The following is a 12,572-nucleotide window of genomic DNA, read 5'->3' on the forward strand; positions in this document are numbered from 1 at the left end:
AGGGGGCGAAACGGCCGGAGATTCTAGCCGCTGGAGCTGGACAATGCTTTCGCCGAATTTTGAGGTGGGAGTATTACTGCCCGTTAATGCGGGATAAATTCTCGTTATACCAGAAACTTCAATTTATTAAATGAAATAGGGGAGAGACAAAGTATATGAAAAAAATGCTTATTTTTGCGATCACGATCCTCTCGATACTTGTAGTGATTACCTTTCTCACAAATAAGGAAACAAACAGCGAGAAAACAACAAGTGTAGAAACAATTAATTATTATGAAAATCAAATTACACCAGAACAATTACAACAAGATATTTCGAATCACAAAGCAAAATTTGTTTATTTTTACAAGCCAGCATGTCCTCATTGCTCAAAAATTTCCCCAATTGTAGTTCCTTTGGCTAAAAGCATGAATATTGATATGCAAGTTATGAATTTAGAAGATTATCCAAACGGTTGGAATATGTTTCAAATAAAAGGGACACCTACAATTATTTCTTATAAAGATGGAAAAGAAGTAAATCGAGTTTTAGGGGAACAATCTCGAGAAACATTTAAGAACTGGTTTGAGAATAATAAATAAATCCTTCAAGTCTTTATTCATGTTATGTAAATAAAAATTAAAGTTGAGAAATAACAAAATATTACTTTTATTGTTGTTTTTACCATTTTTTATATGTATTTTATAGTAGAGTCATATATTTTTAGGGGGCACTCCCTCATGCTTACCAAGAAAGATTACATATTTACCTATCTTAGTTTGATAGGCATGAGGGGGGAATCCCCTACTAAACTAACCAAAAATATATTAGGAGGTAAGACATGTTTAAAAAGATTGCATTTTCAATAGCTTCAATAGCAGTAGCTGGTTCTGTTTTATTTGCAAATCAGGATGTCTCCCATGCTCAGGGATTCTATCCAGTTCAAAAAACTGGTGGTGCAGGTTTGGATCTTCGTACGACCCCAACAATAAAAGGTGACCGGGCTGAAACAGATATTCCAGATGGGCACAGCCTCTTTTTATACTGCTATGTTAATGGTGAATCCTACTATGGAAGTAAAATTTGGGATTTGGTAAATGATGATTATTGGCGCGGTGATCTAAATATAGGTTATGCTCCTGATTATTTTATTAAAACTGGTTCATCTGGTCCAGTTGTTAGTTACTGTTCATTTTAATTATAAAATAATAAAAAAGGGATGGACCAAGCTATGTAGGCTTGGTTCATCCTTTTTTACTCACATTTTAATTTCTACAGTTTTCAGAGCGCTTACCTCATTATTGGTCGTTTTATCTCGCACTACATCTGTAGTCACTTTTACATCTTTTAGATCTTTCGGAGCTTGAGATAGAAAACAGATTAACGTAAATTTCATTTTTTCTCTTGCCTTTAAGCTCCGATCTTTCGAATCTGCATCCATTTTATACACATCTACTTGTTCTCCGTTACTTAAAACTAGTGTTTTTATAGGACCTTTCCCCAAATCGAGCGGTTGATCCGAAGTATTTTCTAAAGTGGTTGTTAGTTGAATTGCATTCATTTCCTCTTTATTCAATCCTCGTTCTTCTAAATTATACTTTCCGATATCACTTACTTCTGTGCTCCGTACGATTTTAATTCGCTCCACTTTGATAGTGAGTGGCCCCAGTTCAATAGTCGTATTTGGTTCACTCAATTGGTTCAAGACAAACATTCCAAGTGGATGCTGTGCCTTATCTCCTACTTGAGTTAATGGTTCTTTATAAGGCTTAACTTTTACATTCGGTTGAGACGTTGTGGAATTTTTTCCACTGTCAGATTTCATTTCTGTCTCTGATTTTGTTTGACTGGAACACGCAGATACAAATATACACACCGATACAACCATCAAGAAGGAAAATATTTTTTTCATTTATAGACTCCTCTACTATAAAATATTGTTAAGACATTTCATCTTGTTGTACAATTCATAACTAATTGTAAATTAATGGTTTATGTTTTTGAATATATTCATTAGAAATATATGTAATCTTTACGTTGAGAAAATTTATACATGGGGTATCGCCAACATAATGAAAACGAAGAAAACAAATGTTACACTATATATACACAAAGTTAGAGGAGGCATTTACGTATGTACAAGATTTTAATTATAGAAGACGATCCAAGTATTTCATCTTTACTACAATCTCACATTCAAAAATACGGTTATGAAGCAGTTGTTGCAGATAACTTTGATGATATTATGGCTTCATTTAATCATACAAAACCACATCTTGTTTTATTAGATGTAAATTTACCGAAGTTTGATGGTTTCTACTGGTGCCGTCAAATTCGTCATGAATCTACTTGCCCAATTATTTTCATTTCTGCTCGCGCTGGTGAAATGGAACAAATTATGGCAATCGAAAGCGGTGCTGATGATTATATTACAAAGCCATTCCACTATGATGTAGTGATGGCAAAGATTAAAGGTCAATTACGCCGCATTTACGGTGACTATGCACCAAGTATGACAGAACGTATTGTTGAAGTAGAAGGATTAAAACTATATCCTGAACGACCAGAACTTCATTTTAAGAATGAGCACGTATTACTCACAAAAAAAGAGGCAATTCTAGCAGAGATGCTTCTTTCTAAACACCCTCGTACAGCAGGCCGAGAAGATTTGTTATCTGCACTTTGGGATGATGAAAGCTTTGTCGAAGAAAATACATTAAACGTAAATATTACACGTCTTCGTAAAAAGTTCACTGAGCTTGGAATTGAAAATGCGATCGAGACTGTACGCGGCTTAGGCTATCGGTTAAACGCAACTTGGAGTGAATAAAGAATGAAGTTATTTTTACGTGACCACACTGGCTTTTTACTTCTTTATATTTTAAACTTTGGTGTCATCTTCGTTTTGTATGATTCCGTTGATGGATTTAAAAACAATAAATTTTATTTTATTGTACTAAGTATGTATCTATTCATTTGTTTTCTCGCTTATCGCTACGTGCGAAATCGCAGATTATACAAACGACTAAGTGAACTGCCTGACAAAATAGAAGATGCGTTCATTGAGCGAGCAACTGCCCCTATGCCGCATGGCGTAAATGAGCTTGTTCGCACGCAATATCGTCTATTTCAAAAAGAATTGCAAGCATATGAAGTAAAACAGCAAGAGCATCAAATGTTTATTAACCAATGGGTACATCAAATGAAAACGCCAGTTTCTGTTATGCAGTTAATGTTGTTTGAAATGGAAGATGAGCATCTTATTCCAAAATTTAAACAAGAGCTAGAAAAATTAAATCAAGGGCTAGATATGGCATTATATATGGCACGGTTAAATAATTTCCATGAAGACTTTCATGTCGAAACCATTTCTTTAAAAGACGCAGTCACAAAAAATATAAATAGCTTAAAAGAGCTGTTTATTCGGAACGGTGTCTTTCCTGTTTTAGAAGTGCATTCTGATTTAATGGTTGCTTCTGATGCAAAGTGGCTGAAATTCATTATTTATCAGTTAATGACAAATGCGGTTCGATATTCAGGAGAAAGAGGAAAAAAAGTATTCTTATCTGCTGTTCAAAACGGGAAAGATATTATTTTAGAAGTGCGTGATGAAGGTGTCGGTATTCCGCAAGAAGATATTCGCCGTGTATTTGAACCATTTTATACAGGAAAAAATGGACGAATGTTTGGAGAGTCTACCGGTATGGGCTTATATATTGTGAGCAAAATTTGTTCCTATTTAGGTCATTCTGTCAAACTAGACTCTGAAGTTAGCAAAGGTACAAGTATCAAAATTATTTTCCATAATGCTATAAACAAAACAGATGAAGGTTAGCTTATAGAAAGACAAGTTAACAAACTGACCTAAAACTCCCTTTCTTTTTAGACGGGCGAGAGCATCTGGCCATGCGTAGAAGCGGTCAGGGCCTTTTCCTGCCACGTGCAAGGTTTAATACAAAGGGAGAAAGCAAGTAGCGGTCATCTTTTGATCTGTATAGCAGTGACTTATATGTTGAAAAATCAAAATGAATGTATATAACTTATAGAAATTCTATGACAAAGTGTATGAGGAATCCTTTCCTCATACACTTTTGCAACATATAAGAATGATTTTAGACTGAGAGGATAAAAATATGACATTTTGGCAATTTGCATTTAAGAACGTAACGCGTAACTCACGTGCTTATTTTGCCTACTTTTTAAGCAGTTCCTTTTCCATTGCAATTTTCTTTTCATTTGCCGTGTATTTATTTCATCCTCGTTTGCAAAATACTGACACAACTTCCGGTATCGACACCTTAATGAGGGTATCTGAGGGTGTTATTGTATTCTTTTCATTTTTCTTTTTACTATATTCTACCGGTACGTTTTTAAAGGTTCGAAAGAAACAATTTGGCGTTTTAACTGTTTTAGGGATATCAAAAAAGCAATTAAAACGACTCATTTTCATTGAGAATCTGTTAATTGGACTTCTTTCTATTTTTATCGGAATTCAAGTTGGGATTGTCTTTTCACAACTTTTCTTATTAGTTACAGCAAAAATTACGCACATGCCCGGATTATATTTATATTTTCCAAAAGGTGCAATTCTGTTAACAACGTCAATCTTTCTTGGACTCTTTATCTTCGTATCAGCTTTCACCCCTGTTTTAATTCGAACGAGAAAAGCTGTACGTCTTTTAAAAGAAGGAAAAATAAATCAAAAAGAAAAGAAACCATCCATAATCATTTCCTTGTTTGGCATTTTATGCTTACTTTCTGGGTACACACTAGCAGGATGCCCAAAGTACTTTATAGCACTAGGTGATACGATTGGTGTACTATACATTATCTCTAGCATTTTTGTCATTCCAACACTTGTGACCGTTGGGACATACTTTTTCTTTTCACAAACTAGCTTTCTGCTCATTCATATGTTGAAAAGAAGACGAAAATTTTATATGAAACGAATTAATATGCTGTGGATTTCTGACTTAGCAAGCCGTATTCGTACAAATATTAATATGCTCTTTGTAGTAACGATGTTGTCCACTCTCGCCTTCACCATGATTACCTTCATATATGGTTTTGGTAAATTTACAAAGACACAAATTGTGAATGATAATCCATTTCCATTTACTTATCTTTCCTATGATGCGAATCCACTCGCTTCGCATCATATCGATTGGTTAGAACAGCATCTAAAAGATGAGAAATATGAATACAAAAAAATAAAAGTAGACTTATATGGTGTATCATTACAAAAAAGTCCAGATTTTCTCTATCAAGGTGAAGTGTATGCATTAAAACAAAGTGATTATAATCAGTTAGCTACTGCATTGCATTATAAAAAGATTTTCTTGAAAGATGATGAAACATATATACTACCCGGGTACTCTTATGAACTTATGTTTGGTAAATTGGACCCCTCAAACCAAAAACAGCCGATTATCCTTTCGCCAAATTCCTTGAAATTACACGTGCAAGGTATTAGTGATAAAAACGTGATACCGTCTGGGATTATTCCAAATGTACTCGTCTTATCCGACAATACGGTTCAATCGCTATCACATGCTATGAAACATATGACGTTATACAATTTTCAAGTACAAAATTGGGAAAATACACACACAATAGCAGCCGCATTCATCGAAAAGCTTTATGCAGATCGCAAACAAATTCATTCTGAAGAACGTTTATATGAAGCTTTCGAAAGAAGCAATCAACTATATGAAACGAAACTACAAAATGCTTCCTTTTTCTTTATCGGTACGTTCCTTGGAGTTATCTTCTTTATCGGGGCTGGAAGTGTGCTTTACTTCCGTATGTATACAGATTTAACGAATGAACAAGACAAGTATATTGCGATTACAAAAATTGGCTTAACAGAATTAGAAATGAAGCGGTCGGCTACCATTCAGCTTGCTATCTTATTTTTTGTGCCCTATATAATGGCTTCCATCCATACGATGTTTGCCGCAAAAATGTGGAAAGGCGTAATAAAACTATCTTTGTTTACTGAGGTTAGTGTTGTCCTTATCATTTTTGGAACGGTTGAAATTCTCTTTTTCCTTTTAATTCGTTCACTATATATGCAAAAGTTGTCCCAGCATATTAAACTATAAAGAAAGATATATACAAGTTAAAATGGATTTATAGCGTTAGAAAGGTGATTGATATATGAAAGAAGTATTGCATATTCGAAATGTATCGAAAGTGTATGAGGGAAAAGTCCCTCATACTGCTTTAAAAAATATTAATTTACATGTAGATAAAGGGGAATTTGTTGCGATTATGGGCCCGTCTGGAAGCGGGAAATCAACTTTATTAAATGTTATTTCAACTATTGATTCTCCTACAGCTGGAGAAGTCTTTATTAACGGAAAGCAGCCTCATACGTTTCGCAGCGAAAAATTAGCTATCTTTCGCCGGCAAGAATTAGGATTTGTATTTCAAAGCTTTAACTTATTAGACACATTAACAATTGGGGAAAACATCGTTTTGCCCTTAACGTTAGATAATGTCCCGCTTGCTGAAATGGATGAAAAGCTAGATACCATTTCAAACAAACTTGGTATCGATCATATTTTAAATAAACGAATTTTTGAAGTTTCCGGAGGACAAGCACAGCGTACCGCAGTGGCCCGTGCAATCATCCATAAACCTTCATTACTGCTTGCTGATGAACCAACAGGAAACTTAGATTCAAAAGCTGCAATTGATGTAATGGAACTATTTACGAAGTTAAATAAAGAAGAACAAGCGACAATTTTAATGGTGACACATGACCCATTTGCTGCTAGTTATTGCAACCGCATCATTTTTATTAAGGACGGTGAGCTTTATAATGAACTGCACCGCGGTCTGCACCGCGAAAAGTTTTATCAAGAAATATTAGATGTATTAGCATTGCTAGGAGGAAGACGTGGATGAAGTTTTGGCAATTTGCTTTAAAGAATGTCGTTCGTAATGCAAGAGCTTACTTTGCTTATTTTTTAAGCAGCTCATTTTCTATTACGGTGTTCTTTTCATTTGCTGTGTATCGATATCATCCACGTTTGCAAAACATAAAAAGTTTTAAAGAAACAGGACCCCTTTTCACTTTAATTGGGTTTACTCAAGTTGTAATTGTACTGTTTTCTCTTTTCTTTTTATTGTACTCAATTGGAACATTTGTAAGAGTACGTAAAAAACAGTTTGGCATTTTAACTATTTTAGGTATTTCAAACAGGCAAATGAAATGGCTTATTTTTTTAGAAAATATGATTATTGGGCTTCTTGCTATTTTTATCGGCATTCAAGCCGGTCTTGTATTTTCTAACTTTTTCTTATTAATTACAGCAAAAATTTCCGGTGTTAATGGCCTTTATTTATATTGGCCTTCAAAAGCAATTTGGACAACTGTCGCGACATTTCTTATACTTTTTATAATTGTATCACTCTTTACACCTGCTTTAATTCGAACACAAAAAATTGTTTACCTTCTAAGACAAGGAACTCGCGGAAAGAATGAGAAATCACCTTCCGTTATCATTTCAATTTTTAGTTTACTATGTCTATTTTCTGGCTATATTTTTGCGGCATATCCACAAAGTTATATAACAGAAACAAGTTTAACAAACGGGATTGGTCTACTCATTATTCTGTCCGTTATTCCTCTCGTTACAATTGGGACGTATTTTCTATTCTCCCAAACTAGTTTTCTTTTCATTTGGATATTAAAAAAACGACGGCGCTTTTATATGAAAAAAACGAATATGCTCTGGATCTCTGATTTAGCATCGCGGGTCCGCATCAATATTAATATGCTTTTTGTAGTAACAATGCTATCTACAATTACTTTTACAATTATTACACCATTATATGCTCTTAATAAATACACAAAGGCTTCTATACTAGAGACATTTCCTTTTCCATTTACTTACGTATCTTATGAAGGAAATACATTAGAAACAAAGCATATTGCAGCACTAGAAAACGAATTACGTACAGACAAATTTACTTACCAAAAGCATAAAGCAATTATTTATAAAGATAAAGTTGCTAATGAAGACATTTGGATTATAAAGCAAAGTGACTATAACATTCTTGCTAAATTTCTAAACCGTCCTCAAATTCAATTAGCAGAACATGAAACATATATTATTCCAAGGTATTCACCGATACCATTAGAGTTATTAACCAATCCTTTTCTTAAACAAACAACGATTACGTTACAATCTAATAAAAAAGAATTTCATATAAAAGAAATAGCTAACAAACCGATTATACCGGAGGACGCTTTTGCTTACTTAATCGTACTGCAAGATCATGCTGTCGACAACGAAATTCCACATCTCGAACCAATGACGTTTTATAATTTTCAAGTGGATGATTGGGAAAATACATTGCCGCTTACAAAGCGGATTTTGCGTATGACCACAGAAGATGCAAAAAGTATATTACCGCATCCAGATCGGCAGGGAGAACAGGATAAGAAAGTACCTTTCAAAATTTTTACATCAAGTGATGAATTATATGTTGATAAGCGCTGGAACGTTTCAAACTTCTTTATCGGTACATTTCTTGGCATTATTTTCTTCATGGGAGCCGGAAGTGTTCTTTATTTCCGTATGTATACTGATCTCACTAGAGAAACCGAAAAATATAAGACCATTACAAAAATTGGCTTAACAAAATCCGAAATGATACGTTCGGCAACGATTCAATTAGCAATCCTATTTTTCGTTCCTTATGTGATCGCTTCGATTCATACAATATTTGCAATTAAATTTTTACAAAGTGTGCTCTCTTTCTCGTTAATAAAAGAAGAACTGTTAATATTAAGCCTCTTCGGCATAATTGAAATGATCTTCTTTTTCCTTATACGCTCATTTTACATTCAAAAATTGTCACAACATATTAAACTGTGAATAAAATAGCCTTGTGCAGAGCACAAGGCTATTTTCAATAGTTTTTAACCTATTAGCAACAACCACCAAACCCGCCATAACCGCCATAGCCAAAGCCGCCGCCGCCATAGCCACCACCGCCGCAGAAGCAGGCAGCACCAATGATGATTAATAAAATAAACAATACGATTACAAGCGCAAAGCCATTGCCGTGATGACGAAACCCGTGTCCATGATCGTGTTCACAACTTTCACCCATTACTCTTTTCCTCCTTTATCAAAAAATCCTTCTTCTTTATCGGATCCTTTCAGTGGATTCCATTTATCCTATGTTTCGGACAAAAATAAGAAGCTTGGTCTTTTTAAAAACAGGCTTGTTCTAACATAAGATCTTATAAGATTCCAAATAGATCTCGTAGTAAAAATCCCCATGAAGAATTTCGAAAAAAGATGAAAATGGAACCATACATGGCAACGCTCAAAAAAGTGCAGTAGATTGAAAAGGAAGAGAAAATATTTTCATCTAATCATGCTATTTCACATAAAAAGAGCGGCGCTATGAATGACGCCACTCTCCCGCTATTCGTGGGCAGTAAGCCCCCCACTGACGGAAGTTTCACTTTATATACGCTGTGCAAACAACCGGCCTTCTTGTAAAATATGACGCTTCAACTCGCTATCGGACAATGTATTCAAATGAACCGCATCTACTTTTCCCACTCCGCTTAGCTCTTCCATTAATTGAAACAAAAGCCATTGAAACTCACCTACTGAAATATACGTTGTCTCAATCGCTATATCATAATCCGAAGAAGGTGTTGCTTCTTTTCTTGCATGAGATCCGAAAATGTACGCCACTTTTACAAATGGTGTTTCCAATAAACGATTTTGTATATGACGCAGCACCTGTTCATGCTTTTGCATATGTTCACCTCTCACATACAATGCATTGTTTCGTAATCTCTTCTAGTCTTACCCGGTTTATGTTATACCCAAACCCAGCTTGCCCTAGAATTGTAATTTTTCCATTTTTCAGCGTTACTTCTGGTGAGATAATATCTTGCTTCCAATGTCTGCTCGAAGCGGAAATATCACCGGGAATTGTAAAGTTTGGCAGCGATGCGAGGGCAATGTTTTGCGCACGGGAAATCCCCATTTCTACCATCCCACCGCACCAAACTGGAATACCATGTTGCTGACAATAATCATGAATACGAATGGATTCTGTTAATCCGCCAACTCGTCCAGGTTTTATGTTGATTATACGGCAGCTCCCCAGTAATATCGCCACCCTTGCATCTTCTAAACAATGAATACTTTCATCTAAGCAAATGGGTGTTTCCATTTGCTTTTGCAAACGGGCATGATCAAGAAAGTCGTTATCTGCTAGCGGCTGTTCGATCATCATGAGATCAAACTCATCCAATCGCCGTAACTGCTTCATATCATCTAACGTATACGCAGAATTCGCATCTACCATTAATGGAATCGTCGGAAACGTTCTGCGAATTTCGTGAAGCAGAGCATAGTCATTGTCTGGTTTGATTTTCACTTTAAAACGTTTGTACCCTTCTTCAGCGTACGTTTCAATCCGTTTTAACATATTAGGAATTGTATCAAGGCCAATAACGACACCGACTTCAATCTCCTGTTTTACACCGCCAAGCAGCGCGGCAAGCGATTGATTCTCACGTTTTGCATACAAATCCCATAATGCGCCCTCGATTCCTGCTTTCGCCATATTGTTGCGTTTTATATGTTGAAAAAGAGACGTAACATCAGAAGGATGGGAAAGTTTCTGCTCAAATAACACCGGCAACAAAAAATCTTGCAGCATATGAAACGCTGTTACGACTGTTTCCTCAGTGTACCAAGGCTCCGAAAAAGCGACCACTTCACCCCAGCCGCTTCGCCCCTCTTCATCTATTAGTTCTATTACAATACTTTCACGTTTTTCATACGTCCCGTAACTTGCGGCAAACGGAATAACGAGCGGCATTTCCGTTACATACAGCATTGCCTTTGTAATATGCATTTACATCTCCTCCGCAAGCTGTCGCAATTCACGGCGTAGTAATTTTTTAGAAGCATTGCGCGGCAAATCAGAAAGAAAATGAATGCCTTTTGGCACTTTATACCGTGCAAGTTTATCTTCACAAAAAGCGATTAATTCTTCCGCTGTTACCTCTTCTGATTTCACAACGAATGCGACAGGAACTTGTCCCCATCTCTCATCACTTGCTCCAACAACTCCCACTTCTGAAACAGCCGGATGTGCAAGTAATACTTCCTCAATTTGCGCTGGGTATATATTCTCTCCGCCGGAAATAATTAAATCACTGCGGCGATCTAGTACATAGAGAAAGCCCTCTTCATCTAAGTAACCAATATCTCCGGTATGTAACCAGCCATCGTGAATACTCTCTCTCGTCGCCTCTTCACGCTTAAAGTAACCATCCGTTACATTTGGTCCCTTCACAACAATTTCCCCGGCAGTTCCTACACTAGCTTCCCTTCCATCTTGCTCAATGCGAAGCTGACATGGAAATAACGGCTTTCCAGCTGAACCAACTTTCGTTAACATATAATCAGCTGCCAACGTACAAATTTGCGAAGACGTTTCCGTCATACCATACGTTTGATACACTGGAATTCCTTTGGCAACGCACGTTTCCAAAAGCGGTCTTGGTGCCGGTCCTCCGCCAAGCAATACGCAGCGAAGAGACGTTGGATATGTGTCTTCTTGCAGCCGTTCTAATAAATCCGTCAACATTTTAGATACAACGGAAATCATCGTTACACCTCTTGTTTGCAGCGCTTCATGAATAAAGTCTGGATCATACTTCGGAACAAGTAACACCCTCATACCATACATAATATTTTTCATCAAAAGCGATAACCCGCCCACATGGAAAAACGGTAAACACGCTAACCAACAATCATCATCACGAAGCCCTACATTCAGCGAAGAACCAACTGCACTCCACCAATGGTTCCCGTATGTAAGCATCACGCCTTTTGGTTTTCCTGTCGTACCTGACGTATAAATGATCGTCATCGTCTCTTCTAAAACAAACTCATTTTGCACAGTTACCTTTTCTTTCGGCAATGCTGCCAGCTCTGTAAACAAATATACAGGTACTCGCTCTCCCTCAAACTCTTCATCTGTAAGCAAGCACGACACCTCTGCGTCCTCCATTTGCCAAAGTAGCTCTTCTCTTGAAAGACGTGTATTCAGCAAAACAGCGACTGCCCCTATATAAGAAAGAGCATGAATCGCAATCACCATCTCCATACTATTTTTCATCAGAACAGCCACTTTTGTCCCCTTTTTCACTTGAAAAGAAGCAAGGTGCTCACAAAGAGAAAGCACTTCCTCATGTAGCTGTGAAAATGTATATGTATTTTCCTTCGTTTCAATCGCGGTGCGCTCCGGTGTTAAAAAAGCACGTTGCATAAGCCAATTAGGCATTCTCTCCATATCATGTTCTCCTTTCAAAGAATAGAAAGCTAACATATAGCTCTAACTCTTTTCCTTTACGTATAACTATATATACAAGTTAAAAAAACGACATAAAAACCCCTTTCTTTTCAGAGGGGGGACGAGAGCATCTGGCCGTGCATAGAAGCGGTCAGGGCCTTTTCCTGCCACATGCAAAGTTTAAAACAAAGGAAGAAAGCAAGTAACGGTCATGTTGTGTTCTGCATAGCAGTGACTTATAT

12 protein-coding genes are annotated in these 12,572 nt (G+C 36.5%); 7 read left to right on the plus strand and 5 right to left on the minus strand.

Annotation, left to right across the window (positions count from 1 at the left end; genetic code table 11):
* Positions 1 to 155 precede the first annotated feature (155 nt).
* The gene (locus MR076_RS04315) at positions 156 to 581 is read left to right on the plus strand and encodes a thioredoxin family protein (protein ID WP_242218018.1); all 426 of its coding nucleotides are present in this window, start codon (positions 156 to 158) and stop codon (positions 579 to 581) included.
* 239 nt (positions 582 to 820) lie between these two features.
* Positions 821 to 1,177, plus strand: a complete 357-nt coding sequence (locus MR076_RS04320) for a hypothetical protein (RefSeq protein ID WP_242218020.1) — start codon at positions 821 to 823, stop codon at positions 1,175 to 1,177.
* 60 nt (positions 1,178 to 1,237) lie between these two features.
* On the opposite strand, the gene MR076_RS04325 is transcribed toward MR076_RS04320, so the two are convergent.
* Positions 1,238 to 1,891: a hypothetical protein gene (locus MR076_RS04325; protein WP_242218024.1), complete on the minus strand. Its 654-nt coding sequence runs from the start codon at positions 1,889 to 1,891 to the stop codon at positions 1,238 to 1,240.
* A gap of 222 nt (positions 1,892 to 2,113) precedes the next feature.
* Between MR076_RS04325 and MR076_RS04330 the strand changes: the two genes are divergently transcribed.
* From MR076_RS04330 to MR076_RS04350, 5 genes are all read left to right on the plus strand, one after another.
* Positions 2,114 to 2,809 carry a response regulator transcription factor gene (locus tag MR076_RS04330; protein ID WP_242218025.1) on the plus strand — a complete coding sequence of 232 codons (696 nt, stop codon included), beginning with the start codon at positions 2,114 to 2,116 and terminating at the stop codon, positions 2,807 to 2,809.
* Between the two features lie 3 nt (positions 2,810 to 2,812).
* Positions 2,813 to 3,814 carry a sensor histidine kinase gene (locus MR076_RS04335; RefSeq protein ID WP_242218027.1) on the plus strand — a complete coding sequence of 334 codons (1,002 nt, stop codon included), beginning with the start codon at positions 2,813 to 2,815 and terminating at the stop codon, positions 3,812 to 3,814.
* A gap of 298 nt (positions 3,815 to 4,112) precedes the next feature.
* Positions 4,113 to 6,083, plus strand: a complete 1,971-nt coding sequence (locus MR076_RS04340) for an FtsX-like permease family protein (RefSeq protein ID WP_242218030.1) — start codon at positions 4,113 to 4,115, stop codon at positions 6,081 to 6,083.
* A gap of 55 nt (positions 6,084 to 6,138) precedes the next feature.
* Positions 6,139 to 6,891 (plus strand): ABC transporter ATP-binding protein, encoded by a 753-nt coding sequence (locus MR076_RS04345; RefSeq protein ID WP_242218032.1) that lies wholly within the window; start codon positions 6,139 to 6,141, stop codon positions 6,889 to 6,891.
* Positions 6,888 to 8,870 (plus strand): FtsX-like permease family protein, encoded by a 1,983-nt coding sequence (locus MR076_RS04350; RefSeq protein WP_242218034.1) that lies wholly within the window; start codon positions 6,888 to 6,890, stop codon positions 8,868 to 8,870. Before MR076_RS04345 ends, MR076_RS04350 begins: the two co-directional genes overlap by 4 nt.
* 52 nt (positions 8,871 to 8,922) lie before the next feature.
* Here MR076_RS04350 and MR076_RS04355 read toward each other — a convergent pair whose 3' ends face one another.
* The 4 genes from MR076_RS04355 to MR076_RS04370 all read right to left on the minus strand — a co-directional run bounded on the left by MR076_RS04355 (position 8,923) and on the right by MR076_RS04370 (position 12,330).
* Positions 8,923 to 9,108 carry a YjcZ family sporulation protein gene (locus MR076_RS04355; RefSeq protein ID WP_242218036.1) on the minus strand — a complete coding sequence of 62 codons (186 nt, stop codon included), beginning with the start codon at positions 9,106 to 9,108 and terminating at the stop codon, positions 8,923 to 8,925.
* A 362-nt stretch (positions 9,109 to 9,470) separates the two neighbouring features.
* Positions 9,471 to 9,773 (minus strand): nucleotidyltransferase family protein, encoded by a 303-nt coding sequence (locus MR076_RS04360; protein WP_242218038.1) that lies wholly within the window; start codon positions 9,771 to 9,773, stop codon positions 9,471 to 9,473.
* Between the two features lie 4 nt (positions 9,774 to 9,777).
* Positions 9,778 to 10,884, minus strand: a complete 1,107-nt coding sequence (menC, locus tag MR076_RS04365) for an o-succinylbenzoate synthase (RefSeq protein WP_242218042.1) — start codon at positions 10,882 to 10,884, stop codon at positions 9,778 to 9,780.
* Positions 10,885 to 12,330 carry an o-succinylbenzoate--CoA ligase gene (locus tag MR076_RS04370; protein WP_242218044.1) on the minus strand — a complete coding sequence of 482 codons (1,446 nt, stop codon included), beginning with the start codon at positions 12,328 to 12,330 and terminating at the stop codon, positions 10,885 to 10,887.
* Positions 12,331 to 12,572: the final 242 nt, after the last annotated feature.

The organism is Bacillus cereus group sp. BfR-BA-01380 (assembly GCF_022663535.1).
Lineage (GTDB): Bacteria > Bacillota > Bacilli > Bacillales > Bacillaceae_G > Bacillus_A > Bacillus_A cereus_BB.